This is a genomic window from Pseudomonas sp. L7, from assembly GCF_046605565.1.
Classification (GTDB): Bacteria; Pseudomonadota; Gammaproteobacteria; order Pseudomonadales; family Pseudomonadaceae; genus Aquipseudomonas; species Aquipseudomonas wayambapalatensis.
Genome location: NZ_CP176784.1, coordinates 2,465,193 through 2,490,914, shown reverse-complemented (window position 1 = coordinate 2,490,914; position 25,722 = coordinate 2,465,193). Strand labels below are relative to the sequence as shown.

At 64.5% G+C, this 25,722-nt stretch carries 27 protein-coding genes, 2 pseudogenes and 1 riboswitch; of the genes and pseudogenes, 18 read left to right on the top strand and 11 right to left on the bottom strand.

Annotated elements, in window-relative coordinates; genetic code table 11:
- Positions 1-40: 40 nt before the first annotated feature.
- Both ACK3BK_RS11290 and ACK3BK_RS11285 read left to right on the top strand, forming a co-directional pair.
- On the top strand, positions 41-1,291 hold the full coding sequence (locus ACK3BK_RS11290; protein ID WP_186708511.1) for a carbohydrate porin: 1,251 nt from the start codon (positions 41-43) through the stop codon (positions 1,289-1,291).
- A pseudogene (locus tag ACK3BK_RS11285) lies at positions 1,272-1,361 on the top strand (lysine transporter LysE); the annotation flags it as partial. The gene ACK3BK_RS11290 and the pseudogene ACK3BK_RS11285, both read left to right, overlap by 20 nt.
- A 3-nt stretch (positions 1,362-1,364) precedes the next feature.
- On the opposite strand, the gene ACK3BK_RS11280 reads toward ACK3BK_RS11285, so the two are convergent.
- The 3 genes from ACK3BK_RS11280 to ACK3BK_RS11270 are packed head-to-tail and all read right to left on the bottom strand — an operon-like array spanning position 1,365 to position 3,089.
- Entirely contained in the window at positions 1,365-1,766 is a 402-nt protein-coding gene (locus ACK3BK_RS11280) for a hypothetical protein (RefSeq protein WP_186665150.1), read from the bottom strand.
- A gap of 52 nt (positions 1,767-1,818) precedes the next feature.
- Complete coding sequence (locus ACK3BK_RS11275; RefSeq protein ID WP_186719159.1) at positions 1,819-2,571, bottom strand: anti-sigma factor family protein; 753 nt, start codon at positions 2,569-2,571, stop codon at positions 1,819-1,821.
- Positions 2,568-3,089 (bottom strand): sigma-70 family RNA polymerase sigma factor, encoded by a 522-nt coding sequence (locus tag ACK3BK_RS11270; protein WP_186665152.1) that lies wholly within the window; start codon positions 3,087-3,089, stop codon positions 2,568-2,570. Before ACK3BK_RS11270 ends, ACK3BK_RS11275 begins: the two co-directional genes overlap by 4 nt.
- Positions 3,090-3,219: 130 nt before the next feature.
- Here ACK3BK_RS11270 and ACK3BK_RS11265 point away from each other — a divergent pair, with 130 nt between their 5' ends.
- The 5 genes from ACK3BK_RS11265 (at position 3,220) to ACK3BK_RS11245 (ending at position 6,992) form a co-directional block, all read left to right on the top strand.
- Positions 3,220-4,266 (top strand): catalase family peroxidase, encoded by a 1,047-nt coding sequence (locus tag ACK3BK_RS11265; RefSeq protein WP_411384318.1) that lies wholly within the window; start codon positions 3,220-3,222, stop codon positions 4,264-4,266.
- Positions 4,263-4,796: a cytochrome b gene (locus tag ACK3BK_RS11260; RefSeq protein WP_125929736.1), complete on the top strand. Its 534-nt coding sequence runs from the start codon at positions 4,263-4,265 to the stop codon at positions 4,794-4,796. Before ACK3BK_RS11265 ends, ACK3BK_RS11260 begins: the two co-directional genes overlap by 4 nt.
- Positions 4,797-4,852: 56 nt before the next feature.
- Positions 4,853-6,064, top strand: coding sequence for an MFS transporter (locus ACK3BK_RS11255; RefSeq protein WP_411384317.1), 1,212 nt, complete (start codon positions 4,853-4,855; stop codon positions 6,062-6,064).
- An 88-nt stretch (positions 6,065-6,152) separates the two neighbouring features.
- Positions 6,153-6,698, top strand: coding sequence for a cupin domain-containing protein (locus ACK3BK_RS11250; RefSeq protein WP_063545119.1), 546 nt, complete (start codon positions 6,153-6,155; stop codon positions 6,696-6,698).
- 6 nt (positions 6,699-6,704) lie between these two features.
- The gene (locus tag ACK3BK_RS11245; protein ID WP_186665159.1) at positions 6,705-6,992 is read left to right on the top strand and encodes a hypothetical protein; all 288 of its coding nucleotides are present in this window, start codon (positions 6,705-6,707) and stop codon (positions 6,990-6,992) included.
- Here the strand turns inward: ACK3BK_RS11245 and ACK3BK_RS11240 are convergent.
- Together ACK3BK_RS11240 and ACK3BK_RS11235 are read right to left on the bottom strand one after the other, a co-directional pair.
- Entirely contained in the window at positions 6,984-7,574 is a 591-nt protein-coding gene (locus ACK3BK_RS11240; RefSeq protein ID WP_411384316.1) for a 2-hydroxychromene-2-carboxylate isomerase, read from the bottom strand. The two genes, ACK3BK_RS11245 and ACK3BK_RS11240, sit on opposite strands and share 9 nt — an antisense overlap.
- A 40-nt stretch (positions 7,575-7,614) precedes the next feature.
- On the bottom strand, positions 7,615-8,346 hold the full coding sequence (locus tag ACK3BK_RS11235) for an SDR family oxidoreductase (RefSeq protein WP_411384315.1): 732 nt from the start codon (positions 8,344-8,346) through the stop codon (positions 7,615-7,617).
- An 87-nt stretch (positions 8,347-8,433) separates the two neighbouring features.
- Between ACK3BK_RS11235 and ACK3BK_RS11230 the strand changes: the two genes are divergently transcribed.
- Positions 8,434-8,994 carry a TetR/AcrR family transcriptional regulator gene (locus ACK3BK_RS11230; protein ID WP_186665162.1) on the top strand — a complete coding sequence of 187 codons (561 nt, stop codon included), beginning with the start codon at positions 8,434-8,436 and terminating at the stop codon, positions 8,992-8,994.
- A gap of 37 nt (positions 8,995-9,031) precedes the next feature.
- On the opposite strand, the gene nfsB is transcribed toward ACK3BK_RS11230, so the two are convergent.
- Positions 9,032-9,682 (bottom strand): oxygen-insensitive NAD(P)H nitroreductase, encoded by a 651-nt coding sequence (nfsB, locus tag ACK3BK_RS11225; RefSeq protein WP_186665163.1) that lies wholly within the window; start codon positions 9,680-9,682, stop codon positions 9,032-9,034.
- Between the two features lie 102 nt (positions 9,683-9,784).
- Here nfsB and ACK3BK_RS11220 point away from each other — a divergent pair, with 102 nt between their 5' ends.
- The gene (locus tag ACK3BK_RS11220) at positions 9,785-10,681 is read left to right on the top strand and encodes a LysR family transcriptional regulator (RefSeq protein WP_411384314.1); all 897 of its coding nucleotides are present in this window, start codon (positions 9,785-9,787) and stop codon (positions 10,679-10,681) included.
- Here ACK3BK_RS11220 and ACK3BK_RS11215 read toward each other — a convergent pair.
- Positions 10,678-11,571, bottom strand: coding sequence for a hypothetical protein (locus ACK3BK_RS11215; protein WP_411384313.1), 894 nt, complete (start codon positions 11,569-11,571; stop codon positions 10,678-10,680). The genes ACK3BK_RS11220 and ACK3BK_RS11215 overlap by 4 nt on opposite strands.
- 108 nt (positions 11,572-11,679) lie before the next feature.
- On the opposite strand from ACK3BK_RS11215, the pseudogene ACK3BK_RS11210 reads away from it, so the two are divergent.
- Together ACK3BK_RS11210 and ACK3BK_RS11205 are read left to right on the top strand one after the other, a co-directional pair.
- A pseudogene (locus ACK3BK_RS11210) lies at positions 11,680-12,510 on the top strand (AraC family ligand binding domain-containing protein).
- 48 nt (positions 12,511-12,558) lie between these two features.
- Positions 12,559-13,143 (top strand): LysE family translocator, encoded by a 585-nt coding sequence (locus tag ACK3BK_RS11205; RefSeq protein ID WP_411384312.1) that lies wholly within the window; start codon positions 12,559-12,561, stop codon positions 13,141-13,143.
- Positions 13,144-13,146: 3 nt separating this feature from the next.
- Here the strand turns inward: ACK3BK_RS11205 and ACK3BK_RS11200 are convergent, their stop codons facing one another.
- On the bottom strand, positions 13,147-14,358 hold the full coding sequence (locus ACK3BK_RS11200) for a sugar transporter (RefSeq protein ID WP_186708497.1): 1,212 nt from the start codon (positions 14,356-14,358) through the stop codon (positions 13,147-13,149).
- 195 nt (positions 14,359-14,553) lie between these two features.
- Between ACK3BK_RS11200 and ACK3BK_RS11195 the strand changes: the two genes are divergently transcribed.
- Positions 14,554-15,846 (top strand): hypothetical protein, encoded by a 1,293-nt coding sequence (locus tag ACK3BK_RS11195; protein WP_411384311.1) that lies wholly within the window; start codon positions 14,554-14,556, stop codon positions 15,844-15,846.
- Positions 15,847-15,918: 72 nt separating this feature from the next.
- On the opposite strand, the gene ACK3BK_RS11190 is transcribed toward ACK3BK_RS11195, so the two are convergent.
- On the bottom strand, positions 15,919-16,971 hold the full coding sequence (locus ACK3BK_RS11190) for an NAD(P)-dependent alcohol dehydrogenase (RefSeq protein WP_186708495.1): 1,053 nt from the start codon (positions 16,969-16,971) through the stop codon (positions 15,919-15,921).
- 181 nt (positions 16,972-17,152) lie between these two features.
- Here ACK3BK_RS11190 and ACK3BK_RS11185 point away from each other — a divergent pair, with 181 nt between their 5' ends.
- Positions 17,153-18,058, top strand: coding sequence for an AraC family transcriptional regulator (locus ACK3BK_RS11185; RefSeq protein WP_186665172.1), 906 nt, complete (start codon positions 17,153-17,155; stop codon positions 18,056-18,058).
- A gap of 46 nt (positions 18,059-18,104) precedes the next feature.
- On the opposite strand, the gene thpR is transcribed toward ACK3BK_RS11185, so the two are convergent.
- Positions 18,105-18,719, bottom strand: a complete 615-nt coding sequence (gene thpR, locus ACK3BK_RS11180) for an RNA 2',3'-cyclic phosphodiesterase (protein WP_411384310.1) — start codon at positions 18,717-18,719, stop codon at positions 18,105-18,107.
- Positions 18,720-18,923: 204 nt separating this feature from the next.
- Between thpR and lpxO the strand changes: the two genes are divergently transcribed.
- From lpxO to ACK3BK_RS11165, 3 genes are all read left to right on the top strand, one after another.
- Entirely contained in the window at positions 18,924-19,823 is a 900-nt protein-coding gene (gene lpxO / locus ACK3BK_RS11175) for a lipid A hydroxylase LpxO (protein ID WP_054890877.1), read from the top strand.
- 102 nt (positions 19,824-19,925) lie between these two features.
- Positions 19,926-20,270 (top strand): carboxymuconolactone decarboxylase family protein, encoded by a 345-nt coding sequence (locus ACK3BK_RS11170; protein ID WP_054890878.1) that lies wholly within the window; start codon positions 19,926-19,928, stop codon positions 20,268-20,270.
- Between the two features lie 78 nt (positions 20,271-20,348).
- Positions 20,349-20,918 carry an N-acetyltransferase family protein gene (locus ACK3BK_RS11165; RefSeq protein WP_411384309.1) on the top strand — a complete coding sequence of 190 codons (570 nt, stop codon included), beginning with the start codon at positions 20,349-20,351 and terminating at the stop codon, positions 20,916-20,918.
- Positions 20,919-21,003: 85 nt separating this feature from the next.
- Here the strand turns inward: ACK3BK_RS11165 and ACK3BK_RS11160 are convergent, their stop codons facing one another.
- The gene (locus ACK3BK_RS11160) at positions 21,004-21,750 is read right to left on the bottom strand and encodes an outer membrane beta-barrel protein (RefSeq protein WP_125929724.1); all 747 of its coding nucleotides are present in this window, start codon (positions 21,748-21,750) and stop codon (positions 21,004-21,006) included.
- A 163-nt stretch (positions 21,751-21,913) separates the two neighbouring features.
- Positions 21,914-22,117, top strand: a riboswitch (cobalamin riboswitch).
- 112 nt (positions 22,118-22,229) lie between these two features.
- On the opposite strand from ACK3BK_RS11160, the gene ACK3BK_RS11155 reads away from it, so the two are divergent.
- Positions 22,230-24,356 carry a TonB-dependent receptor gene (locus ACK3BK_RS11155; RefSeq protein WP_411384308.1) on the top strand — a complete coding sequence of 709 codons (2,127 nt, stop codon included), beginning with the start codon at positions 22,230-22,232 and terminating at the stop codon, positions 24,354-24,356.
- 164 nt (positions 24,357-24,520) lie between these two features.
- On the top strand, positions 24,521-25,672 hold the full coding sequence (locus tag ACK3BK_RS11150; RefSeq protein ID WP_411384307.1) for a DUF1624 domain-containing protein: 1,152 nt from the start codon (positions 24,521-24,523) through the stop codon (positions 25,670-25,672).
- The last annotated feature ends 50 nt before the right edge of the window (positions 25,673-25,722 follow it).

The following is a 25,722-nucleotide window of genomic DNA, read 5'->3' as shown; positions in this document are numbered from 1 at the left end:
GCACGCGAAGGGGCCCTCAAAGACCATCCGAGACCCTGCAATGTCACCCGCTTTTCGCTTGACCCCTCTTGTCTTCGCCCTGACCAGCACCGCTTCGCTCGCCGCCGACAACACCCTGACCGGTGACTGGGGCGGCCTGCGCCAGCAACTGGAAGAAGACGGCATCCACATCACCGGCGACTACAGCGGCGAAACCGCCTACAACGCCCACGGCGGCCTGCACCGCTCGGCGCGCTACTCGCAGAACCTCAAGTTCGGCGTGCAGTTCGACCTGTCGAAACTGTATGGCCTGGACAACGGCGGCAAGGTCCAGTTGACGGTCAACGACCGCCGTGGCAACAGCGCCTCCGAAGACCTGGTCGGCAACCGTCTGCCGATCCAGGAGAACTACGGCGGTCTCTATACCCGCCTCACCGAACTGAGCTACGAGCGCAGCCTGTTCACCCCGGCCTTGAATCTCAAGCTCGGCTACATGGCCATGGGCAACGACCTCGGCGGCCTGGACAGCGGCATCCTGTGCAATTTCATGAATGCCGGTTTCTGCGGCCATCCGCTGAACATGTCCGGTGGCAGCGGCTGGACCAACTACCCCAACGCGCACCTCGGCGCCCGGGTCAAATACGATCTCTCGCCCTCCTGGCAACTGCGCGTGGCGGCCTTCAACGTCGATCCGCAAAGCAACGGCAACTCCAGCCGCGCCTGGCACCTGGGGCCCAAGCACAGCACAGGCACCGTGGTGCCAGTCGAGCTGGTGTACAAGCACCTGGGCGAACTGCCGGGAGAGTACAAGCTGGGCTATTACTACGACAGCTCCAACGTCAAACGTATCGGCAGCGACCAGGACGTGGCCGGACGCAGCGGCCACTACCTGCTGGTCGACCAGGCGCTGTGGAACGACCCAGCCTCCGCGGGTCGTAGCCTGCATGCGTTCGGCCAATATTCGGCGTCGAGCAAGGCCGCCTCGCCCTTCACCCGCTGGTATGGCGCAGGCGTGGTGTTGTACAAGCCCTTCGAAGGACGCCCGCGCGACACCCTGGCTTTAGGCTATGGACGGGCGGTGCCGAACCCGCGCAGCCGTCAATTGCTGGAAGCGACCGCGTTCGATGCCGGGCGCGACTTCCCCAACCTGGACAGCGCCGAGCAGTTGATCGAACTCAGCTATGGCTACCAGGCCACCGCATGGCTGAACCTGCGTCCGGATGTGCAGTACATCATCGAACCTGGCGCCTTCTCCGGGGAAGCCATCGACAACGCGCTGGTCGTAGGGCTGCAGGTCAAGGCGACGTTCTGACAGGCTAGACTCGCTCCTGGCCGGTGCCTGCCTGGTCGGGTTTGGCATCAAGCTGGCGGCGATGCGCTGAGACTCAGGCGCCGCCGAGCAGGTCATGGGCATCGAGCAGCCGGAAGGCCACTTCCGGATTGCGCTCCAGGCCCTTGCGAATGGCAGCCGGGATCGACTGGCGGGTCTTGCGGCACAGGCCTGGCTGGTCGTCCAGCTCGATGACGAAGCCGCGCATGGTACGTACCTCGTTGTAGCCTGGTGCGATATGCACGCCAATGCCCAATTGCTCAAAGAGGCGTGACTGCAGGTGCTGCAGGTCTTCCAAGCTCTTGAGGTTTTCCAGACGTTCGAGCAGGCGTTTTTCCTCCTGGCGGGTCAGCAGGAGGATACGTTGGGCCTGGGGTGGGTGCGCGTGCAACTGCTCGCGCCCGCAATCACAGGCGCCGGGAGGGCAAGGTTGGCGCAAGGCAGGTGTGCTGGACATGGGCCAAGCATAGCGCTTTCAAATGAATGTTCGCCTCCCCTGGCCATCGGCGCTAGAGACTGACCCCCAGGACCTTGCGCACCTGCTCGCTACGGGTATCATCCGCCGCGCTGACCAGGGCGAAATTGTAGTCGCCATGGGACCAGTAGCGCGCCTCGAGCTGCCCATCGACCCGCTGCCCGCTGGGCATCTGCTCGTAACGCCCGCCTGGCGAGCGCATGAACAGGCTGATGCGCTCGCCTTTTGCGTCCTGGAACACCAGCAATGCCGCCGGGCCGTCCTCGTTGGCCAGCAGACGTGCGCCCACCGGCTGGAAGCCGTATCCGCTGAGGTCCGGCACCTGGCCGACCCGGTTGAAATGCCGCCCCAGCCACGACTGCAACTGTGCCGGGTCATCGGCCTGGACATCGAGGGCCTTGGCATCGGCGAACAGCTTGTGTGCCTGCACCGCGTCGGCCATCGGCATATCGCCCGCCAGCATCGTCGATTCACGTGCCTGCCAGCCCCCAAGCCCGCCAACCCCCAACGCCAGCAACAGGACTGCAGCCGACGCGAAGCGCTGCTGGCGGCGTTGACGCACACGCCGCCGCAGATGGGCCAGTTCCAGTTGCGGATTGTGTGGCATGTCGTTGAAACCGGCGAGCGCCGCACGCAGGCGCCGGGCATCGCTGCGCCAGGCCTCGATCCGTGCGGCCTGCTCCGGATTGGCCGCCAGCCAGGCCTCGACCTCGGCCCGGCGCACCGGCTCCAGGCGCTCGTCGACGTAGGCATGCAGCTCTTGCTCGGTTGGAATCAGGCGAGTCATTTCAGTCTCCGCAAGGCCGGGGACGATGGCTTGCCCTCGGTCAGTTCACGCAACGCGGCACGGGCGCGCGACAAGCGCGACATGACTGTGCCGATCGGAATATCCAGGGCCTGAGCGACCTCCTTGTAGCTCAAGCCCTCGACGCTGACCAGCAGCAACAGCGCGCGCTGCTCGCTGGGCAGGCGGGCGAAGGCCTGCAGGTCGGCCTGGGCCAGCACGATACTCTCGGTCTCGTAGCCCAGCGGCTCCTCGGCCTGCCCGCCGCGACCGAACCAGTTCAACCAGCGCGAGTGCAGGCGATCGCGGCGCTTGCCGTCGAGAAACAGCCGGTAGAGGATGGTGAACAACCAGGCACGCCGGTTCTGCTCCTCTCGCTGCTGGGCGCTGCGGGTGAGCGCACGCTCCACGGTGGCCTGGACCAGGTCGTCGGCACTGCCGCTTTCGCGGGTCAGCCACAAGGCGAAGCGCCGCAGGCTCTGCAGCAGTTCGCGCCATTGTTGTTCATCCAGGTCATGCATGGTCAGGTTCCGGCCCCATGGGCTGTCAGTGTAATGGGCAGACGGGGCGCGAAGAAATCTATTCCCGCCTGGGGAATAAATTTTTCGCTGCCACGTCATACCGACTCATTCACTGACCCGGAACGTCATCATGAACACACCCCTGCAAGGCCCTGCCAAGGCCCTGCGCCTGGCCGCCATAGGCGCCACGGTCGTGGCGCTGGGTGCAGGCTTCGCCTATGCCGCCGGCTGGATCGGCACCCCTGCCCTGACGCCGCAGCGCATCATCGACACCTTCGAAGCCCAGGTCGGCCACCATCCCGGCTATCGCAAGAACCACGCCAAGGGCCTGTGCGTCAGCGGCTACTTCGAAAGCAGCGGCCAGGCGCAGGCGCTGTCGAGTGCGCGGGTATTCAGCCAGGCACGGGTGCCGGTGATCGGCCGCTTCGCCATCGGCGGTGCCAACCCCTACAGCCCCGACGCCGGCGTACCGACCCGCAGCCTGGCGATCCAGCTGAGCACCGACGACGGCCAGGTCTGGCGTACCGGCATGAACAATCCGCCAGTGTTGGCGGTGAGCACTGCGCAAGGCTTCTACGATCTGGTCCTGGCCAGCGGCCCGAGCCCGAGCACCGGCAAGCCGGACCCGGCCAAGCTGCAGGCCTTCTTCGCCGCCCACCCGGAAAGCGCAGCCTTCCGCCAGTGGGCCGCCAGCGCCAAGCCCAGCGACAGCTTCGCCAACACGGACTACAACAGCATCAACGCCTTTCGCCTGATCGATGCCAGCGGCAAGGCGCAAGCCGTGCGCTGGCGCATGGTCGCGCAAACACCCTTTGCCGCCCTGCCCGCCCAGGTCGAGGACAACCTGTACCTGCAACACGATCTGCAACAACGCCTGAGCCAGGCGCCGCTGCGCTGGACACTGCGCCTGACCCTCGCCGAACCCGGTGACGCCATCGACGACCCGGCCAGCCAATGGCCCGACTCGCGCCGCAGCATCGATGCCGGCACCCTGGTGATCGACCACGTCGATGCACCTGAACAAGGCGCCTGCCGCGACCTCAACTTCGACCCGCTGATTCTGCCCAACGGCATCGAAGCCTCCGCCGACCCGATCCTCGCCGCGCGTTCGGCCGCCTATTCGGAATCGTTCAATCGCCGCAGCCGCGAAAGTCTCGGCGCAGGAGCCCGCCCATGAAACCGTCCGCCTTCCACCCGCTGGCCCGCCTGGTGCACTGGCTCATGGCGATCCTGATCCTGGCAATGCTGTTCATTGGCGTGAGCATGGTCGGCGACCTGTCGCCACGTCACCCCTGGTTGGTGGAACTGCACAAGGCCACGGGCCTGGCGCTGCTGGCACTGGTGGTACTGCGCATCATCCTGCGCCTGACGCTGCCGCATCCGCCACTGCCCGCCGACCTGCCACCGCTGCAGCGCTTCGCAGCCGGCGCCTCGCACCTGGCACTGTACGGGTTGATGCTGGCCATGCCGTTGCTCGGCTGGGCGATGCTCTCGGCAGGCGGCTATCCACGGCCCTTGCAACTGCCGGCGATCATGCCTCACGACCTGCAGTTGTATGCCGTGCTGCGCCAGGCGCACGGCTGGGCGGGCTACCTGCTGTTCGTCACCATCCTGGCCCACCTCGGCGCAGCGCTGTTCCATGCACTGGTGCGCCGTGACGGCGTATTGCGTAGCATGTGGCCAGGGCCCTTGCGCCGCAGCGATTGAAAAACGCCTGCAGGCGGAACGGGGCCGATACCTTTCCGCCTGCCATGGATGTTTCAATGACCACCGCGAAGGACGCTGCTTCTCCCACCCCGCTTCACGCCCCCGCCCTCGATCTACGCCCGCTGTTGCTGGTGAACATGGCCTGCACCATGTCGATGATGGCGTTCGTCGCCTTGATCGGCCCCATCGCCCGCCTGCTGGGCATGGCCACCTGGCAGGCCGGGGCTGCCGTGACCGTGGCGGGCGTGGTCTGGGTCATTCTTGCGCGCCCCTGGGGCCGCGCAGCCGACCGTCTGGGCCGGCGACGCATCCTGCTGATGGGCAGTGCCGGATTCACCGTCGCTTACTGGCTGCTGTGCCTGTTCATCGATGGCGCCCTGCGCTGGCTGCCGGGCGCAACCCTGGCTTTCCTCGGCTTGATGCTGACCCGCGGCCTGATCGGCGCCTTCTATGCCGCGCTGCCGGTGGGCGGCAATGCGCTGATCGCCGATCATGTCGAGCCCGAACGCCGCGCCCGCGCCATGGCCCTGCTGGGCGCGGCCAATGCCGTGGGGCTCGTGCTCGGTCCGGCCCTGGCCGCATTGCTGGCGCGCCATAGCCTGAGCGCACCGTTCTTCATCATGTCGCTGCTGCCGGCCACGGCATTTCTCGTACTGCTGTTCAAGCTCAAGCCGCAGCCGTTGCCCCACAACTATGCGCCGAGCCCCGTACGCCTGGGCGATCCGCGCCTGCGTCGACCGCTGATCGTGGCCTTCAGCGCCATGCTCAGCGTGACCGTGTCGCAGATCACCGTGGGCTTTTTCGCCCTCGACCGTCTGCAACTGAACAGTGCCGATGCCGCCCAGGCCGCAGGCATCGCCCTCACCGCAGTGGGTGTGGCGCTGATTGGCTCGCAGATTCTGCTGCGTCAGTTGGAGTGGCCGCCGCTGAAGATGATCCGCGTGGGCGCCAGCATCAGCGCACTGGGCTTTGCCGCCGGGGCCCTGGCCACCAGTGCTCCGGCATTATGGGCGTGCTTCTTCGTCGCCGCCGCCGGCATGGGCTTCGTATTCCCGGCCTTCTCGGCGCTGGCCGCCAATGCCATGCAAGCCAGCGAGCAAGGCGCCACCGCGGGCTCGATCAGCGCGGCACAGGGCATGGGCGCGGTAGTCGGCCCCCTCGCCGGAACCCTGGTCTACGCCCTCGATCCGCGCTTGCCGTTCCTGGCCGTGGCCGTGCTGTTGCTCCTGGTCGGGCTGTGGCCTGCGCCCGCCGCCCAGCGCACCTGACAAGCACAGCGCGTTGCCGGTCAGAGTGTGTTTTAATGCGCTGCCCATTATTTTTGACACCTATGATCACTCACTACTCAAGGCGGCTATGGACACTGGGACACGACTCAAACTGGTGCGTGAACGCAACAACCTCTCCCAGCGGGAACTGGCCCGCCGCAGCGGCCTGACCAACTCGACGATCTCGCAGATCGAGCAGAACCGCGTCAGTCCTTCGGTCAGTTCCCTGAAAAAACTCCTCGAAGGCATCCCCATGAGCCTCGCCGAGTTCTTCAGCTTCGATGAACCTGCACGCGAAGAGCGCTACGTGTTCCGCGGCAGCGAGCAACCTGACCTGGGGCGCAACGGCCTGCGCATGTTGCTGGTCGGTGCCAGTGTCGAAGGCCGCCAGATGCGCATGCTGCGTGAGCTCTACGCGCCGGGCGCCGACTCGGGCGAGCCGATCGTGCATGCCGAAGGCGAGGAATGCGGGCTGGTCACCCGGGGTACGGTCGAGTTGTGGGTCGATGGCCAGGTCAGCGTGCTCAACTCTGGCGACGGCTACTACATCCCCACCACGCTGCCGCACAGCTTCAAGAACATCGGCCCGGACGAAGCAGAAATCATCAGCGCCAACACCCCGGCGAACTTCTGATCGTTCATGCCCGCTCCCAACAGCCGCGAGATCTACCAGTGCCTGCGTGACGCCGCCCTCGGCGTCCAGGCGTTGGAAGTGCACGAGCGCCTGAGCGATGGTCGGGTCAGGGTACAGATCGGCCACTGGCAACTGATCCTGACCCTCGACGACGAAGGCCTCGCCCATTGCAGCGAATGCCGCGCTCCCGATGGCCGCGAGGCCGAGCGCGGCCACTGGCAGCGCTATGGCACCGACCCGGTCGAGCTGCTCAGCGTCTGGGAGCGCGAGCAGTTGGAACGGCTGTTAGGTTAATGCTTCTTCGATGAAGTCCAAGCGGTCCTGACCGAAGAACATCTCCCTACCGACAAAACAGATCGGCGCGCCGAACACGCCCCGCTCGACCGCCTCCTGGGTCACCTGCTTGAGCCGTTCCTTGACCTCGACGTCGGCCGCCAGGGCACGAAACGCCTCGGGGTCCATGCCTGCTTCACGCAGCGTCGCATCGAGCACCTCGGGGTCCGCCAGATTGCGCTGCTGCACCCAAAGCCCATCGAACAACACCTTGAGCAAAGGCTCGAGGCGCTCGGGCGAGCGCATCTGCGTGCCGAGTACGCCTCGCATCAGGTTCAGGGTATTGACCGGAAACCCCGTCGGCAGGCTGAACGGCACGCCATAACGGGCAGCGAAGCGTTTCAGGTCGCCGATCATGTAGCGCCCCTTGGCCGGTATCGTCGCCGGCGAGGCATTGCCGGTGGCCTGGAACACGCCGCCCAGCAGCATTGGCCGCAGCGCCAGGGTGGCGCTTCGGCGGGCGCACAGGGCGGGCAATTGGGTCCAGGCCAGGTAGCTGGCCGGACTACCCAGGTCAAAGTAGAACTCGACGCATTTGCTCATGCAGCACTCCTTGTGGCGGAAGGTGGTTGGGCACAGCGGATCACCAGCGTTCGATCCAGGGGCGCAAGTCCAGTTCGAAGGTCCAGGCGTCCCGGGGTTGGGTGTGCAGGTACCAGTAGCTGTCGGCGATATGCGCAGGGTCGAGGATGCCACCCTGGTCCTTCAGGGCGTAGCGCTCGGGGAAGGTGTCGCGAATGAACGCCGTGTCGATGGCGCCGTCGACCACCACGTGCGCCACGTGGATGTTTCGTGGCCCCAGCTCGCGCGCCATGCTCTGGGCCAGTGCGCGCAAGGCATGCTTGGCGCCAGCGAAGGCAGCGAAACCGGCGGCGCCGCGAGTGCCGGCAGTGGCGCCGGTGAAGATCAGGGTGCCGCGCTCGCGGGTGACCATGCGCCGCGCCACCGCCTGGGCAGTAAGAAAACCGGCGAAACAGGCCATTTCCCAGATCTTGAAGTATTTGCGCGGCGTTTCGTCGAGGATGCTGCAGGGCACGTTCGCACCGATGTTGAACACGAAGGCCTCGATCGGGGCGATATCACGCTCGATGGTTTCGACCAGCTCGGCCACCGCCTCTTCCTTGCGTGCATCGGAGCCAAAACCGTAGGCCTGGCCGCCGGCCGCACGGATCTCGTCCACCAGCGGTTGCAGCTTGTCAGCGTCGCGACGGGTCACACAGGCGATATAACCTTCGCGGGCAAAACGCTTGGCGATCTCGCCGCCGGTGGCATCGCCCGCCCCTATCACCAGGACCGCTTTTCGTTGTTCTGTCATCGGCACCCCATTAGTGAACGATCATTTAGTAAACGAACGCTATGCTATGATCGCTGCACCGTCAAGCCAGCATACCGAGGTTCGCGGATGCGCTATTCCACCGATCACAAGCAACAGACCCGCGAGAAACTGCTGGCCAGCAGTGGCGTCCTGGCCAAGCGCGGTGGTTTCGCCAGTACCGGGGTCGCTGAGTTGATGAAGGCTATCGGCCTCACCGGTGGCGCCTTCTACAATCACTTCCCGTCCAAGGATGACCTGTTCAGCGAGGTGGTACGCCGAGAGCTGTGCAACAGCCCGCTCGCCCGCCTGGCCAGCCAGGGCGCCGACCGCGAGCGCCTGCGTCGTTGCCTGAAGCAGTACTTGAGCCTGGCCCACCTGCACAATCCCGAGGGTGGCTGCCCGCTGCCGCCACTGGGGGTCGAGATTGCCCGGGCCGAGCGACCGGTGCGTGAACAGGCCGAGCACTGGTTGCTCGAACTGCAGGCAGCCTGGAGTGAAACGCTTGGGGATGAGCGCAGGGCCTGGGCGCTGATCAGTCAGTGCGTCGGTGCCCTGGTGGTCGGGCGCATGCTGGCCAGCGAAGGGGTGCAGCAGCAAGTGCTGGACGCCAGCCGCGACGTGGTCGAGCGGGCGTTGGAAGAAAATTGAGAGCCGGGGCAGACCGTAATGGCCTGCCCCGCTTTTTTCAGAGGAAGGTAAACACCGTCTCGGCCGGCAGCCGCGACTTGTTCAGGCCGGCATTGAAGTCATCTTCGCTGCGATACCCAAGGCTCAGCAGCACGACGCTGGTAAAGCCACGCTCGCGCAGGCCCAGCTCAGCGTCCAGCGCCTTGCTGTCGAAGCCCTCGATCGGGGTCGCATCGAGCCCGAGGGCGGCAGCGCCGAGCAATGCGGTACCCAGGGCCAGGTAGGTCTGCTTTTCCATCCAGTGCTGCGTGTCCTTGAAGTCGTAGCGATGCAGGTTCACAAAGCTGCGGCGGGTCAGGTCCTGGCCGGCACGGGCCTGGTCATCGCGAAAACGGCCATCGGCGGCTTCCTGGTCCAGCACGGCGTTCAGGTGCGCCTCGGTCATTTCGGTGCGGGTCGCGAACACGATCACGTGCGAGGCATTGAGAATCTTGGGTGTGTTGTAGGCGAAGGCTTCGGTGCCCTTGGTCAGGCGTGCCTTGCCTTCGGCACTGCCGGCGACGATGAAGTGCCAAGGCTGCGAATTGACCGACGACGGGCTATGACGCAATTGCTCGAGCAGTGCATCGATGGTGGCTTGCTCAATCTTGCGGCTGGCATCGTAGGCCTTGGTGGTATAGCGGCGCTTGGCCAGGGTGACGGTATCCATCGGAACTGCTCCTGTCAGGGAAGGTGATGGCGCGTATCTTATCTTTCCTACAGGAAAGAAAAAGCAGCACAATGCAGCAACACTTTCATTCCAGGAGTGAAAATGCTGCGCCTTGACGATTTAAACCTGTTCATTCGCTCCAGCGCCTTGGGCAGCTTTACCGCCGCCGCCCTGGAAGCCGGCCTGCTACCGGGCCAGGTGGCAGCAGCGATCAAGCGCCTGGAGCGTGAGCTGGACGTGCGTCTGTTTGCCCGCACCACCCGTAGCCTGCGCCTGACCGCCGAGGGTGAGCTGTATTTGCCCACCGCCCACAGCGTGCTGGAGACCCTGCGTCAAGGGCGCGAAAGCCTGCATGGCGACCACAGTGAACTGCGCGGTGTACTACAGGTGTCGGCGCCTTCGGATGTCGGACGCAACCTGGTGCTGCCCTGGCTCACCGAGTTTCGCCGAGAACACTCGGGCTTGAGCCTACGCTTCTTCCTGTCCGACGAACTCGCCGACCTGTACCGCGACCCGGTGGACGTCGGCATCCGCTATGGCATCGACGACACCGCCAATTACATCTCGCTGCCACTGGCGCCGTGGAACCGCAGGGTGCTGGTCGCCGCCCCCGCCTACCTCGCCCGCCGCGGCCGCCCGCACACCCCGCAAGACCTGCAACAGCACGACTGCCTGCTGTACCTGCAGCAGTCGCGGGTGTTCGACCGCTGGCAACTGGGCGAGCAGACGGTGCAGGTCAGCGGGCCGCTGTTCTGCGACGACGCCGACGTGGTACGGCGCTGGGCACTGGCTGGCGAAGGCATCGCCTTCAAGTCATGGCTGGACGTGCGTGCCAATGTTGCCGCCGGCGAGCTCGAGGTACTGATGCCGGACTTCCCCGGCGACCTGCGCCCTCTGACCCTGGTGTGCCCGCACCGCAAGCAGCTGTCGCCGGCGGTGGCGCGCTTGCACCAGTGGTTGCAGGGCAAGTTTGCACAGTTGCAGCCCAACCCTGGTTAGTGCGCTTTGCAGGACTCGGCCTGTTCCTTGGCATCCTTGCCAAGCGTCAGTACGCCGCCATAGATGGCGCACAACCAGCCACCCCGGTCATGCACCTGCTGTCGAGCGGTGTCCACGACCGCGAACATCTTGCCCACGGTCACGGTGGGAATGACATAGGCGGGAATCAGCAACGCCAGCGTCAACGCCCAACGCACCGCCCATTTGTCGTTGGCGCTATGCTCGCGCATGACGAAATAACACTGGGCATCGTCAATGACGCGGCCCTGGGCGAGCACTTCCAGAACATGCTCGTCCTGGCTCGCGAAGGGCGTCGCACCAGCAGCCCCGCTCGCCGGTTTCCCGGCGCGCAAGCCCTCCAATGCCTTGCCAGCCTCGCCACGTAGCACCCTGGCACTGCCTTCACGCCTGATCAGGTCTTCAAAGGTCGGATACCGATACGCGCCGGGCGCGCACAGGTGATAAAGAATGGAAAACACCAGCAGGCTCAAACCGCTCAACCAATACATGAACAAGCTGAAGGGCATTTGCTGGATATATCCCGCCAGCTTGAACACTTCGACCGCCAGCGGTACGACGCTCAGGGCCACCGTCACCAGAAGCATGAGTTTGCTGGAGGCAATCAGCGAGAAGAATTTCCAGTCATGGGCAAAACCCACCGTAGACGCTCGCAAGGATATGCCAACGCACACCAGGGTGCATAAGCCGACGAACGCCAGGTAGGCGCCCAACAGCCAGTCGCCCGTGGCGCCCATGTTCTGGACCAGGGGAACCAGTATCAAGATCGCTGCCACTTGGGCAACCATCGCAGTGACGATTATGACCAGTAGCGCCCGCAACCATTTTTTAGATATGTCTTTCATCAGAGCAACAGCTTCCTGCAAAAACACCCAGTATACCGGCTCAGTGCCACTATCCAGCCCATCCCGTGCACATTCGTTCTAAAATCCGCAGCGCTTTTGAGCTAAGGTGAAGACTCCCTTTCGCAGGCCCCGCCCATGTCCAACTGGATCGACCTCAAGCAGGACGCCGACACCGGCATCGAGTCGGTCCGCGCCCATTTCGTCGGCCACGCCTACGACCCGCACTGGCACGACAGCTTTCTGGTCGGGGTCACCGAACAGGGTGTGCAGCAGTTCAATTGCCGCCGGGTTCGGCACTAGAGCACACCGGGCCAGGTGTTCCTGCTGGAGCCAGGCGACCTTCACGATGGCGACGCCCCCACCCACGAAGGTTTCACCTATTCCACGCTGTACCTGGACTCGAAGTGGCTGGAAAATGAGCTGCATGCACTGTTCGAACAGGCCCCGACCGGCAGCCTGCCGGCCTTCGCCGACACCCTGTGTGCCGACCCGCAACTGGCGGGCACCACCTTGCGCGCCTTCCAGGCCATGCACGGCGGCGAAATGCGAATCGTGCGCCAGACCGCCATGGACGACCTGCTCGCCTGCCTGACCCGGCACCTGCACTGGCGCAAGCGCCTTGACCCCGATCCACGCCTGCCACTGTGCGCCCAGCGCGCGCGCGACTACCTGCACGCCCACATCGACCAGGACATCAGCTTGAACGAAGTGGCACAGGCCTGCGGCGTCGATCGCTTTCGCCTGACCCGCGCCTTCAAGGCCGCGTTCGGCCTGGCGCCGCACGCCTACCTGATTCAGTTGCGCCTGGCCCGCGCCCGGCGCCTGCTGGCTCGCGGCGACACACCCAGCGCAGTGGCCATGGCCTTGGGCTTTGCCGACCAGAGCCACCTGGGCCGGTGGTTCCGTCGTGCCTACCGGCTGACACCGGCCGACTACCGCCGACGCTGCTCAAAGCTTCCAGACTGAACCGCCCCCAAGCCTGACCATGGTGCTCCGAACCACAGGAGCCTCACCATGTCGTCATCGCTGTTGCCCTTCATCCTTTTTGCCCTGGTCGCCAGCATAAGCCCCGGGCCGACCAACCTGCTGATTCTCGCCCACGGTGCACACAACGGCCTGCGTGCCAGCCTGGCGCCAATCTTCGCGGCTTGCGCAGCGGCGGCAGCGATCGTCTGGGTGGTAGGCCTGGAGCTGGGAGAGGTGCTGCTGCGCCACCCGCTGGCGCAGCAAGTGATGAGCGGGCTGGGCGTGCTGTGGTTGAGCCGCCTGGCCTGGCAGTTGTTCCGCGCCGCTGGTGAGCCCTTGCATGCCACGGCACGGCAGCGCTTCGGGGTTGTCAGCGCGGCATCGCTGCAACTGGTCAATCCCAAGGTCTGGCTGATGGCGGTGGCGGTGACCGGGGTGTTTGCCGCGCCAGGAGTGCCGGTGTGGCACTTGGCGCTGGTGTTTCTGATCGTCGCCCTGCCCTGCATGGGCGCCTGGGCGCTGCTTGGGATCGGCAGTGCCCGCTGGTTGCGCTCACCCCGGCACCTGCAGCGCTTCAACCAGTTGCTGGCACTGTTGCTGCTGGTGTCAGCGTGGTCGGCTTTGCTGGCGTGAAGCTCAAGGCGCCGGGGGTGTCGCCAGAGCATCGCGAAAGCGCTGGCTGCTGGCCAAGGCCAGGCCCAAGCCCAGCACCGCCACCACGCCGCCGACCAGGCCAATATTGGCCACGCCGATCTGGCTGCTGACGATACTGCCCAGCAACGCCCCACCGCCGATACCGATGTTGTAGATCCCCGAGAACAGCGCCATGGCCACATCGGTGGCGTCGGACGCCAACTTGAGCGTCTTCGATTGCAGCGACAGGCTGAAGCTCAGGATCGCCACGCCCCAGAACATGCTCAACACGGCGAAGGCGGCGAAGCTCCCCGACAGCGGCAACAGCAGCAACAGGCAAGCGGCCAGACAACCGATCGACCCAACCAGGAAACCATGCGGGAAGCGGTCGCTGTAGCGGCTGAACAGCACCGAACCGAGCACCCCCGCCCCGCCGAACAGCAACAGGATCAAGGTGGTGTGCTCGCCACTGATCTGCGCCACATGCAGGGCGAACGGTTCGATGTAGCTGTAGGCGGTGAACTGTGCGGTGATCACCAGCGTGACCAAAAGATAGGTGATGACCAGGGCGCGCCTGCGGAACAGAATCGGCAGGCTGCGCAACGAACCGGAGTTCTGGCTCGGCAGCAAGGGCAGCGACTTCATCAGGCACAGCATGGTCGCCAGCGCCACACCCGCGATGCTGAGGAAGGTGATGCGCCAACCCAGCGCCTCGCCCACCACCCGCCCGAGCGGGATGCCCAAAACCATCGCCAGGGTAGTTCCGGTGGCCAGCAACCCGAGCGCCTTGGCCTGCTTGCCGGCCGGCGCCACGCGCACCGCCAGCGACGCGGTGATCGCCCAGAACACCGCGTGCGACAAGGCGATGCCGATGCGGCTGACCAGCAACATGGCGAAACTCTGTGCCATCCACGACAGCAGATGGCTGACGACGAACACCAGGAACACGAACAACAGCAGGCGCCGCCGCTCGATGTTACGGGTCATCAGCATCATCGGCAGCGAAGCCAGCGCCACTACCCAGGCGTAGATGGTCAGCATGAGGCCCACCTGCGCGGTGGTCATGTCGAAGCTGCGACCGATGTCGCTGAGCAGTGCCACCGGCACGAACTCGGTGGTATTGAAGATGAAGGCCGCCAGTGCCAGCGCGATCACGCTCAGCCAGCTGCCGCCGCCTGCCGGTGCAGGAAGGGAATCAGGTAGGGGTCCATTCATCGAGGCCAATGCAATCTCCGCAGGCAAAGCGATAGGACGCGCCCCACGTGCCCAGGTTAAGGACGCGGATGCACGGTTTGTTATTGATAGGAGTACTCGGCATGGTACGCGTCAAGGCCGGGCCTCACAACCGCGCGCACACGGAGTACCATGACGCACTGTAGCAACCTGCGGAACAAGGAGTTCGATCCGCTCATGGACAAGCAACACCCTCAGCAGCAGTGGCAACAGGCGATCACCGCCTACGCCGAGGCCGTCAACCGCCATGTTGCGCAAGGTCGCGCACCAGGGCACGACCCAGCACAAGCGCCCTGCCCACCGGCCATCGACCACCTGCTCGAGGCCTGGCAGCTCGCCCTGCACGCGATCAACAGGCCTGGCATCGACGAGCACCAGCGCCAGTTGTTTCGCGAAGCCTGGCCGCCCGCCCATGATCCCTTGCTGCCACTGCTCCAGAGCCATGGCCAAGGTATCGCCAATGTGCTGCTGCTCGATGACGGCCGCTTGCTGGCACGCATCGGCATGCCCCAAGACAAGGGCCAGGTGGTGCAGATCGACCGCAACGGGGTGACCCCGATGATCAGCGTCGAGTATTTCGGTCGCTGCCCGCGACGACGCTACTTCGCCCTGGCCAATGCCGAGGGCGTACGCATCACCGACGGCTGGGGCGGCCCGCAGGTCGCCCGGCTGTCCTGGCCCCATGGCCTGGAAGGCCTGCCACCTGGCTACCCGTTCGATCCCTTCGACCTGCCACCCGCCCCAACCCAGCTTCTCCCCCTGCCGGATGGCCAACGGGTGCTGCTGGTCAGCCGCGAGGGCATCTTCCTGCTCACACCTCAAGGTGCCACCCGCCTGCTGCGCCGCGAAGCAGATATCCTGGCGCAACTGGCCGACGGCACCGACCCTGACGACATCGCGCTCACCCTGACCCTGGCCCATGCGGCACTGTCGCCGGATGGCCGAAGGATCGTGCTGGGCGAGCAACGCGGCAACCACCAGCTAGTCGACGAGCACCTGGAGCCGCTGGCCGAGATCGTCCCGGCGGGCGAGTATCCGCACTTTGCCCTGTTCAACCACCGCGGCGACCAGTTGCTGCTCAATGCCTGCCAGGGCGACGGCGGGGCCAGCCTTGGCGTAACGCTCGCCAATCTTGCAACCGACCCACAGATCTCGATGCTGCAGGAAGGCGTGCAGATTCATGCTGGCGTCGCACGCGAAGGTGAGTACATCGTCGGCGATGCCCAAGGCTATCTGCGCGGCTTCGGCGAAGACGGTGGTGCACACTGGCAGCATTACCTGGGGTCGGCCATCAGCGCCATGGACATCAGCGCCGATGGCAGCACCCTGGTCGCGGCCAGCCATGCCGGCTTCATCTCGCTGATCGCTCTGGACAGCAAACGACCTGCCTGGCAGATCGGCACCGGCGAACATGCCGAATTGCGCCGCTGGCTGTTCTGGAAAGGGTGGGAGAAGGCAATGGTCTGGTAGCCCCTGTACTGGCCACAATCGCGGGACGGTTCGCAGCTGCGACTCGTCCCGCGATGGGGATAACCGCCCGGATCAGGCCTGCAAGGTCGCCATGTCGATCACGAAGCGGTACTTCACATCACCCTTGATCATCCGCTCGAACGCCTCGTTGATATCGCGGATATCCAGCATCTCGATATCGCAGCTGATCCCATGTTCGGCGCAGAAATCCAGCACTTCCTGGGTTTCGGCGATGCCGCCGATCAAGGAGCCGGCCAGCACCCGACGCTTGAGTACCAGGTTGGCCGCATGCACGGGCGGATCGACCGGCTCGATCAGGCCGACCAGGATGTGCACACCGTCGAACTTCAGGGTTTCCAGGTAGGGATTCAGGTCGTGTTGCACCGGAATGGTGTCGAGCAGGAAGTCGAAACGACCTGCTGCCTCGCGCATCTGCGCCTCGTCGGTGGAGACGATGACATGATCGGCGCCCTGGCGGCGGGCTTCCTCGGCCTTGGCCGGGGAGCGGGTGAACAGTGTCACCTCGGCGCCCAGGGCCTTGGCGAACTTGATGCCCATGTGGCCCAGGCCGCCCATGCCCAGCACGCCGACCTTGTGCCCAGGCCCCACACCGTGGTGCTTGAGCGGTGAGTAAGTGGTGATGCCCGCGCAGAGGATCGGCGCGGCGCTCGGCAGGTCCATCCCTTGGGGGATACGCAGAACGAAGTGCTCGCTGACCACGATGCTGCTGGAGTAGCCACCCAGGGTATTGCTGCCGTCGATACGGTCGGGAGTGGCGTAGGTCTGGGTCGGCCCTTCCAGGCAATACTGCTCCAGGTCCTGTCGGCAAGCCTCGCAATGGCGGCAGGAATCGACCATGCAGCCGACACCGACCAGGTCACCGACCTGGTACTTGCCGGCCTTTTCACCTACAGCGGTGACACGACCGACGATCTCGTGGCCGGGCATCAGTGGGTAGACGGCAATGCCCCACTCATTGCGAGCCTGGTGAATATCGGAGTGGCATACGCCGCAGTAGAGGATCTCGATGGCGACGTCGTCCGGGCGCAGGCCGCGGCGTTGGAACGTCATGGGCGCCAGGGGCGCGGTGGAAGACTGGGCGGCATAACCGATGGCGGTGTACATGCTCTGGACCTCGCAATGTTGAAACGATTCAGGCCACGCATTCTGCGCATCGAAACGGGCCAGGCCCACAGCCGATCCTCCGGCATTCGTGCCTGATTCTCCGGAGTTGGTCGAAGCAATCTGGCGCTGGACTGTCAATCTGCGAAGATGCCAGTGTCTGATTCTCTGTCACTGGTTTGCCATGCAACTGACCCAACACGTCGACGCCAATGCCCCCCTCTGCTCGCTGATTCGCGCCCTCGCCCCGCGCCCCGGATTCGTCGACACCTACCTGCCCCAGGTCCAGGTGTTGTCGTGGGACCACTACGTGGCCAGCAGCCCGCAGATCTACGAGCCGAGCCTGATCATCATCGCCCAGGGCAGCAAGCTCGCACGCCTGGGGCCGCGCACGCTGGAGTACGGTGCCGGGCATTACCTGATCCAGGCGCTTTCAGTGCCCTTCATGTGCGAAACCTTCGCCACGCCCCAGGCACCCATGCTCGGCGTGGCCGTGAGCATCGACCGCAACGTGCTCAGCGAACTGGTGCAGAACATGGCCCTGCCACCAGACCCGGCAGTACAGGCGCAGACGCCGCAGTCGATGAGTTCGGCGGCGCTGGATAAACCGATGCGCGCCAGCGTCGAGCGGCTGCTCGAATGCCTGCAGGACCCACTGGATGCCAGAATGCTGGGGGCGACACGGGTGCGCGAGGTGCTGTACACCGCCCTGCGCGGCCCGCAGGCCGGCGTGTTGCGGGCACTGGTCGAACAGCAGGGGCACTTTGCCCGCATCGGCGTCGTGCTCGCCTACCTGCGCGACCATTACGCCGAGCCATTGAGTGTCGAAGCGCTGGCCAGCCGCGCCAACATGAGCGTTTCGACTTTCCACGAACACTTCAAGCGCTGCACCGAACTGGCGCCGATGCAGTACCTCAAGCGCCTGCGGCTGCTCAAGGCGCAGCAGATGCTGATCGGCGAGAGCCTGGGTGTGGCCCAGGTGGCGCACCGCGTAGGCTATCAGAGCACGTCGCAGTTCAGCCGCGAGTACAAGCGCGAATTCGCCCGCAGCCCAGGTGACGAACTGCCCTACCGCAGCCTGCCGGTATGACCCGGCTCTCAGGCCTGGCGACGGACCATCGCCACGATGCCGGCGCTCAGTTCCACCTTGGCCTGCCCTGGCTCGACCTCCCCGAGGCCGCTGCCTGTGACAATGCCTCGGCGGCGCCCAAGGGCCACTCTGCCAGCGGCCAGTAACGCCCCTTGCGCGATTCATAAAGACCGAACCGGCGGGCATCGAGAAGAAACTCCGGCGCCTGGCCAGCCTCGGGCGGCGGCCCCCGGAAGTCCCGCGACAAGGTCAGGTGCGCACGATAGTCACGGGCCTGCCCGGCGATGCCCAGCGGCAGTACCCGCTGCTCCAGGCCGTAGACCAGCTGGCGCAGGCTGGCGGGTGTCTCGCCAGGTTCGAGCACCAGTGCACCAGCACGTCGCCACACCTGCAGACGGTCGAGCAGCAGGCGTATCGGCGCCCCGGTCCCACGGGGCGTCATGCCGTCTACCGCAGCGCACAGCGCCGGCACCAGGGCGGCATCCACATCGCCCAGGAACAGCAACGTCACATGAAAATTCTCGGCCGGTACCGGCTTGCCGGCCCGCAACCCCAACTCACGGCGCCACTGGGCAACGGCCCGGCGCTGAGCCTCGGGCAAATCCAGGGCAAAGAAAAGGCGCTTGAAGGGCGCACCGCTTGGGCGTGCATCCTGAACCATCGGAAACTCCTTGATCAGCCAAAGAACCGGGTGACGTGTCGATTCACCAAGCCGCCGGGTTGAATCGTTTGCGCAGACTGCCGACCATTCCACCTTGGTCCAAAGCGATGTAACAACATTATGTACAAACTGGCGACTCGATTGTTTATGCTGGCGGGCTACAGCCATGGCGCATGGCCATTTTTATTCGACAAGTAACCGTCCATGAAAATCGCACTCGTACTTATCTTCGTCCTCTCGATCGCCTATGTTCACCTGCGCGGTCGCGTTCGCCACAAGCTGACTCGTCAGTTGGGCGACCACTCGAGCTTCCTCGCCCCGGTCAACAGTTTCCTGTACCTGTTCTCCAAGCACCCGGCCAAGCCCTACCTGCCCGTGGAATCGTTCCCCGAACTGCAGCCGCTCAAGGACCATTGGCAGGAAATCCGCGAAGAAGCCCAGCAGTTGCTGCACGCTGGCGAGATCAAGAAATCCGACAACTACGATGATGTCGGTTTCAATTCCTTCTTCAAGACCGGCTGGAAGCGCTTCTACCTGAAGTGGTACGGCGAAAGCCATCCCTCGGCGATGACCCTGTGCCCACGCACCACCGAACTGCTGCAAGGCATCGGCACGGTCAAGGCGGCGATGTTCGCCACCCTGCCGCCGGGAGCCAAGCTGGTTCGCCACCGTGACCCCTATGCCGGCTCGTACCGTTACCACCTGGGCCTGGACACGCCGAACGACGATGGCTGCTACATCGACGTGGACGGCGAGAAGTATTCCTGGCGCGACGGCGAGGCGGTGATCTTCGACGAGACCTACATCCACTACGCGGCCAATACCACCGAGCACAACCGTATCATCCTGTTCTGCGACGTCGAGCGCCCGTTGAAATACCGCTGGGCAAGCGCCTTCAACCGCTGGTTCAGCCGCAACGTCATGGCCGCAGCTGCCGCACCCAACGATGCCAACGACAAGACAGGCGGCATCAACCGTCTGTTCACGCGCATCTACAAGATCCGCGAACGTGGCAAGGCCATGAAGAAACGCAACCGCACCCGCTACTACCTCGAGAAGTGGGCCGTGGTGGCAGCACTGGTGCTGCTGTTCATCTACATCTGACACTTCCTGCGGCCTCCTCGCCCCTCGGCGAAGAGGCCCGCCCTTCCCCCCATCTTCGACTAGCCTGAAAGCTCCTGTTGCCAACCTGACAAGGTGAAGACGATGAGCATGATGGACTGGGACGCCTACCGTAAGCAGTTGATGGCCGGCATCGGCGATCTCAAGCAGCTTTCCCCCGACACCGTGGCCGGCTACGCCACCGCCAGCGCTGCCGGCGCCAAGACCAACCACCTCGACGCCAAGACCCGCGAGCTGATTTCCCTGGCCGTGGCAGTGACCACCCGCTGCGACGGCTGCATCGCCGTGCACTCGCAGCAGGCGGTCAAACACGGTGCCACCCGCGAGGAAATCGCAGAAGCCCTGGGCGTGGCCGTGGCCATGAACGCGGGCGCTGCCCTGGTGTATTCGGCACGGGCGCTGGATGCGGTCGGCAAGGCCGGCAGTTGAGGCGCTCGGGCGCCGCAGCACTTGCATGACGGCGCCCATCCACCCAGACTTGCCGGCCCAGCCCGAGCAGGAACCGACATGATCCACATTCGCCCCATGACCCCGGAAGACTTCGAGCGTTTCTGGCCGACCTTCCAGGCCATCGTCCAGGCGCGCGAGACCTACGCATACGACCCGCAGATGTCGCAGGAGCAGGCGCGCACGCTGTGGCTGGAGTTTCCGTTGCACACCCTGGTGGCCGAAGAGGATGGCGAGCTGCTCGGTTCCTACTACCTCAAGGCCAATGCCGCAGGCCCGGGCGCGCACGTGGGCAATTGCGGATACATGGTCGCACCCCGTTCACGCGGACGTGGCGTGGCACGGCTGATGTGCGAGCACTCGCAGAAGCTGGCGCGCCAGGAGGGTTTTCTGGCCTTGCAGTTCAATTCGGTAGTGGCGAGCAACGAGGTCGCCGTGGGGCTGTGGCATAAGCTCGGTTTCGAGACCGTCGGGCGCCTGCCCAAGGCATTTCGTCATGCAGCACTGGGGCTGGTGGATTGCCTGGTGATGTACAAGTGGCTGGCCGATGAGCCAGTGACCGAGAAACCTGCGTTGCTGATCGGGCGCAAGAACATCGAGGCGCGGGTGTCGCGGCGCCGGGGCCGCTAGGCGCCCTTGAGCCTGCAGGGGCAGCCTCGTGCCGCAATCGCTGCACGAGGCTGCCCTTACAAACGGCGTACAACCATCGAAGGCGTCAGAACGCCAGGCCGACCTTCACACCAAACTCGTCACGCTTGAGCTTGTTGTTGTCGGCAACCGGCGAGTCCTCGTCGATCTTGTACTCGGTACGGGTGTAGTACACGCCGGCCTGGATCGGCATGCCGCCCTGCTGGTTCATCAGCAGTGTGACTTCGGCATACGGGTTGGTGCGGTCCTTCATGTCGACACTGTCGCTGCCAAAGTCGTCGACCTTCAGGCGTGCACGGCCATCGATGGTATGACGGGCGCCGACCTCGACACGCAGGGTCGAGGCGTCGAACTGGTGGTTGTAACCCAGCGCCGCCTTGGCGAACGGCGACTTGTAGGTCAGCTTGGTATCCAGGTCGTTGATCTCGGGCTCGAAACGGGTCCAGCTGTAGCCACCACCGACGATCACATCGACGAAGTTGCGCGCATCCAGCGCGGCACGCCAGCCAAGGTCGAGGTCGGCTTGTGCCTCCTTGAGCTTGTTGTCGTTCTTCTTGCCGTACTTGGCTTCGGCACCGATCTGGTAGATGAAGCCGGACTCGGCCGTCATCTTGTTGCCGAAGTTGGCGAACACACCGCCTTGGCCCAGGTGCTCCTTGTCGGAGTCGCCGCCGCCTTCGAACTTGAACTTGTCGTAGGAACCGAGCAGGCCGAAGGTGAACAGGGGCTCGGTGCTGGGAGCTGCCATCGCTGCCAGCGGCGCGCCGAGGAGGGCCAGGGCGCAAGTGTGACGCAGCAGTTTTCCAGTGAACATTCGCAAAAGTCTCCATGACGTTGAATAAAAAAGGGCGATCGAGCGGTTCGAGACAACGTCAGTAGGAAAAGTTCGAAAAAAATCCAATAAAAACGCGCAACCCTGCAACCCATCACGTTTTTTCGCCCATCCAAACGATTGACTCCCTCCGCGTTCGATGATCAGATGCGCGCCAGTTTCAGGTGTCCTGCGCCGCCGTGCGCAGGGTGAAACGGGAAGCCGGTGCGTCTTTGCAGACAAGTCCGGCGCTGCCCCCGCAACGGTAAGCGAGCGAATCCTTCGACACACCACTGTGCTCATGCATGGGAAGGTGAAGGCTTCACGACCCTCGCAAGCCCGGAGACCGGCCTGACGCTTCTGTTGGCAAACCCGCGGTGGGCGGGCGCAGGCCGGTGTTCGCGTGCGCGCCTGCGTGCGTGTCTGCTCGTCTTTGCGTTGTTTCCACCGGGATCCATTCATTCCTGAACCCCTGGAACGACATGTCCCGACACTTCAAGCTTCACACCCTGGCCGCCTGCATGGCGGTGTCCCTGCCGGCGCTGGCAGAGCAGCCGCAAGGCAAGGTCCTCGACCTGCCCTCGACGGCGATCACCGAGACCCGCGACGAACAGATCGTCGACCTGGCAACCCCTACCCAAGCCGGTTCGCGCCTGAACCTCAGCGCCCTGGAAACCCCGGCCAGCACCACCAGCATCACCGCCGAGCAGATCCAGCAGCGCGCCAACCTCACGGTGCAGGATGCAGTGACCCGCTCGCCCGGCATAACCTCCGTCGGCACCCCGGGCAACGGCAACACTGCGCTCTCCGCCCGTGGTTTCAGCGGACACTCTTCGGTGATGACCTTGTTCGACGGTTCGCGCCTGTACACCGGCGCTGGCACCCAGACCTTTCCGGTGGACCCGTGGATGGTCGAGCGCATCGACGTGATCCGAGGCCCCGCCTCGGTACTTTATGGCGAAGGGGCCACGGGCGCGGTGATCAACGTGATCCCGAAAAAACCCTTCGACGGCGAGATCCGCAATCACCTGCGCCTGGGCTATGGCTCATGGGATCGCCAGCAACTGGGCCTGGACAGCGGCGGCAGCCTGAGCGAACGCCTGAGCTACCGCCTGACCCTGAACAAGCAGGAAGGCAATGGCTGGGTCGACCGCACCGACTCTCGCAGCCTGGCCTTGAGTGCAGCGTTGCGCTTCGATGCCACCGACGACCTGAGCTTCACGTTGGCCCATGAACGTGGCGACGCACAGCCATCGAACTACTTCGGCACGCCGCTGATCGACGGCCACCTGCGCGACAGCCTGCGCAAGAAGAACTACAACATCCAGAACGACGTGCAGCGCTACCATGACGAATGGACCCGCTTCAACACCGACTGGACCCTCAGCGACAGCGTCACTGCCAGCAACCAGTTGTACTACATCAAGAGCCGCCGGCACTGGCGCAATGCCGAGGACTACACCTGGGATCCGAGCCGCGAGCAGCTGGAGCGCGCGAGCTACCTGGAGATCAAGCACAACCAGGAGCAGATCGGCGACCGCCAGAGCTTCACCTTCGATCACTCGTTGTTCGGGCTGAACAGCAAGACTGTGCTCGGCGCGGAGTACAACAAGATCCGCTTCAATGTCGACAGCAACTCGCCGTACAGCGATGTCGGCGGCGACTACGTCGATCCCTGGAATCCGGCACCGGGCTGGTTCCACAGTCGGAACGTCACACGTGCGCAGACCCTCTCGACGACCCACACCTTCGCCCTGTTCGCCGAGAACCGCACCCAACTGACCGATCGCCTGTCGCTGGTGACCGGTATCCGCCGCGACCAGAACCACATCGACCGTGACAACCTGACCAACGACACTCGCGTCGACCGCAGCCTGCAAGGCGGCAACTGGCGCGCCGGCCTGGTGTTCGCGGTAACCGACAACCTGTCGCTGTACGGCCAGTACTCCACCAGCGAAGACGGCGTGAACAACCTGATCAGCCTCAGCCCGAGCCAGATCAACTACGACCTGACCGAATCGAAGCAGACCGAGCTGGGGCTCAAGCAGCGCTTCTGGGATGGGCGCGGTGAATGGACCCTGGCCGCCTATCACATCGTCAAGAAGAAGCTGTTGGTCGACGACCCGATCAGCCATGAGAAACAACAGGCAGGCCAGCAGACCTCCGACGGCCTGGAAGCCGCGCTGGAGCTGGATCTGGGCCACCAATGGCAGGTATCGGCAAACGCCTCGGTGGTCCGCGCCAAGTACGATGATTTCGACGAGATCGTCGGCAGCATCGCCCAGGACCGCGCCGGCAACCGCCCCGCCAACGTCCCGCGCCGTACCGCCAACCTCTGGCTCAACAAAGGCTTCGGCCAGACCGTCGACGCCGGCATTGGCCTGCGCTACGTCGACCAGCGCTATGCCGATACCGCCAACGCCTACAGCGTCCCTGGCTACACCGTGGTCGATGCCAATCTCGGCTGGCAGGTACTGCCCGACGTACGCCTTGGCCTGCAGTTGAACAACCTGTTCAACCGCGACTACGTGGTTGCCGCGCACAGTGGCGAACAATGGCTGCTGGGCGCGCCGCGCTCGTACTTCGCGACGGTGGACTACAGCTTCTGATGCCGTAGGCCTCGCCGGCCCTATCGCGGGACCAGCCCGCTCCCACTGGATCAGTGAAGAATCTGTGGGAGCGGGCTGGTCCCGCGATAGGGCCCGGCAAATCAACACAACAGCAGAGATATAAGATAACATTCCAAATTCAACTCAACTTCACCTCAAGCCCCATGCCATCCACCCCGCCCTCCTCCCGCCTGCACAGCATCGACGCCCTGCGCGGCATGGTCATCCTGTTCATGCTGCTCGACCACGTACGCGAAACCTTCTTCCTGCATCGCCAGGTCAGCGACCCGATGAGCATCGACGCCACCGAGCCCGCACTGTTCGCCAGCCGCACCCTCGCCCACCTGTGCGCCCCGGTGTTCGTCATGCTGACCGGGCTGAGCGCCTGGCTCTACGGCGAAAAACACCAGGGCCGTGGCGATGTCTCGGCGTTCCTGCTCAAGCGCGGCCTGTTTCTCGTGGTGCTGGAGTTCACCCTGGTCAACTTCGCCTGGACCTTCCAACTGCCGCCCAGCGTGATCTACCTGCAAGTGATCTGGGCCATCGGCCTGAGCATGATCGTGCTGTCACTGCTGGTGTGGCTGCCGCGCCCGCTGTTGATGGCGCTGGGTATGGCCATCATCGCTGGCCACAACCTGCTCGACAGCCTGCACTTCGCACCCGGCACACTGATGCACGCCCCTTGGGCGATCCTGCATGACCGCGGTTGGCTGGAGGTGTCACAGAACCTGCGATTGCGAACCTCCTACCCGCTGCTGCCCTGGATCGGTGTGATCGCCCTGGGCTACGCCTTGGGGCCATGGTTCGCGCAAGGTAGCGATACCGCGCAGCGCCAACGCCGGTTGCTGTTCGCCGGCACCGGCGCGCTGCTTGGTTTCGTGGCTCTGCGCCTGGTCAACGGCTATGGCGAGGCCCAGTGGCAGCTCTACCCTGACCTGACCCAGACCCTGATGAGCCTGCTCAACATCACCAAGTATCCACCATCGCTGCTGTTCCTGCTGCTGACCCTGGGTGTCGGCCTGTTGCTGCTGCGCGCCTTCGAACGCGCCGGCCAGGCACGCTGGATCGGCGTGCTGACCGTGTTCGGCAGCGCGCCGATGTTCTTCTACCTGCTGCACCTGTACGCGCTGAAAGTCTTCTACCTGGCCAGCGTCGGCCTGTTCGGGCACAACCAGGGCGAGTATTTCGGTTTCGATAGCGTCGGTGCACTGTGGTTGGTCGCCACATTGCTGGCGGCGGCCCTGTACTGGCCGGTGCGACAGTTCGCCGGATTCAAGGCCCGCCGCCGAGACATTCGTTGGCTCAAGTATCTGTGAGCGAAAGCGCCCGAATCGTTTACCATCGCCCTTCCCAACGACGGAAACCC

What these genes read in the sequence shown, in the direction of transcription:
- ACK3BK_RS11290 (WP_186708511.1), top strand. Translation starts at nt 41, where the DNA reads ATGTCACCCGCTTTTCGCTTGACCCCTCTTGTCTTCGCCCTGACCAGC.
- ACK3BK_RS11280 (WP_186665150.1), bottom strand. Translation starts at nt 1,766, where the DNA reads ATGTCCAGCACACCTGCCTTGCGCCAACCTTGCCCTCCCGGCGCCTGT.
- ACK3BK_RS11275 (WP_186719159.1), bottom strand. Translation starts at nt 2,571, where the DNA reads ATGACTCGCCTGATTCCAACCGAGCAAGAGCTGCATGCCTACGTCGAC.
- ACK3BK_RS11270 (WP_186665152.1), bottom strand. Translation starts at nt 3,089, where the DNA reads ATGCATGACCTGGATGAACAACAATGGCGCGAACTGCTGCAGAGCCTG.
- ACK3BK_RS11265 (WP_411384318.1), top strand. Translation starts at nt 3,220, where the DNA reads ATGAACACACCCCTGCAAGGCCCTGCCAAGGCCCTGCGCCTGGCCGCC.
- ACK3BK_RS11260 (WP_125929736.1), top strand. Translation starts at nt 4,263, where the DNA reads ATGAAACCGTCCGCCTTCCACCCGCTGGCCCGCCTGGTGCACTGGCTC.
- ACK3BK_RS11255 (WP_411384317.1), top strand. Translation starts at nt 4,853, where the DNA reads ATGACCACCGCGAAGGACGCTGCTTCTCCCACCCCGCTTCACGCCCCC.
- ACK3BK_RS11250 (WP_063545119.1), top strand. Translation starts at nt 6,153, where the DNA reads ATGGACACTGGGACACGACTCAAACTGGTGCGTGAACGCAACAACCTC.
- ACK3BK_RS11245 (WP_186665159.1), top strand. Translation starts at nt 6,705, where the DNA reads ATGCCCGCTCCCAACAGCCGCGAGATCTACCAGTGCCTGCGTGACGCC.
- ACK3BK_RS11240 (WP_411384316.1), bottom strand. Translation starts at nt 7,574, where the DNA reads ATGAGCAAATGCGTCGAGTTCTACTTTGACCTGGGTAGTCCGGCCAGC.
- ACK3BK_RS11235 (WP_411384315.1), bottom strand. Translation starts at nt 8,346, where the DNA reads ATGACAGAACAACGAAAAGCGGTCCTGGTGATAGGGGCGGGCGATGCC.
- ACK3BK_RS11230 (WP_186665162.1), top strand. Translation starts at nt 8,434, where the DNA reads ATGCGCTATTCCACCGATCACAAGCAACAGACCCGCGAGAAACTGCTG.
- nfsB (WP_186665163.1), bottom strand. Translation starts at nt 9,682, where the DNA reads ATGGATACCGTCACCCTGGCCAAGCGCCGCTATACCACCAAGGCCTAC.
- ACK3BK_RS11220 (WP_411384314.1), top strand. Translation starts at nt 9,785, where the DNA reads ATGCTGCGCCTTGACGATTTAAACCTGTTCATTCGCTCCAGCGCCTTG.
- ACK3BK_RS11205 (WP_411384312.1), top strand. Translation starts at nt 12,559, where the DNA reads ATGTCGTCATCGCTGTTGCCCTTCATCCTTTTTGCCCTGGTCGCCAGC.
- ACK3BK_RS11200 (WP_186708497.1), bottom strand. Translation starts at nt 14,358, where the DNA reads ATGAATGGACCCCTACCTGATTCCCTTCCTGCACCGGCAGGCGGCGGC.
- ACK3BK_RS11195 (WP_411384311.1), top strand. Translation starts at nt 14,554, where the DNA reads ATGGACAAGCAACACCCTCAGCAGCAGTGGCAACAGGCGATCACCGCC.
- ACK3BK_RS11190 (WP_186708495.1), bottom strand. Translation starts at nt 16,971, where the DNA reads ATGTACACCGCCATCGGTTATGCCGCCCAGTCTTCCACCGCGCCCCTG.
- ACK3BK_RS11185 (WP_186665172.1), top strand. Translation starts at nt 17,153, where the DNA reads ATGCAACTGACCCAACACGTCGACGCCAATGCCCCCCTCTGCTCGCTG.
- thpR (WP_411384310.1), bottom strand. Translation starts at nt 18,719, where the DNA reads ATGGTTCAGGATGCACGCCCAAGCGGTGCGCCCTTCAAGCGCCTTTTC.
- lpxO (WP_054890877.1), top strand. Translation starts at nt 18,924, where the DNA reads ATGAAAATCGCACTCGTACTTATCTTCGTCCTCTCGATCGCCTATGTT.
- ACK3BK_RS11170 (WP_054890878.1), top strand. Translation starts at nt 19,926, where the DNA reads ATGAGCATGATGGACTGGGACGCCTACCGTAAGCAGTTGATGGCCGGC.
- ACK3BK_RS11165 (WP_411384309.1), top strand. Translation starts at nt 20,349, where the DNA reads ATGATCCACATTCGCCCCATGACCCCGGAAGACTTCGAGCGTTTCTGG.
- ACK3BK_RS11160 (WP_125929724.1), bottom strand. Translation starts at nt 21,750, where the DNA reads ATGTTCACTGGAAAACTGCTGCGTCACACTTGCGCCCTGGCCCTCCTC.
- ACK3BK_RS11155 (WP_411384308.1), top strand. Translation starts at nt 22,230, where the DNA reads ATGTCCCGACACTTCAAGCTTCACACCCTGGCCGCCTGCATGGCGGTG.
- ACK3BK_RS11150 (WP_411384307.1), top strand. Translation starts at nt 24,521, where the DNA reads ATGCCATCCACCCCGCCCTCCTCCCGCCTGCACAGCATCGACGCCCTG.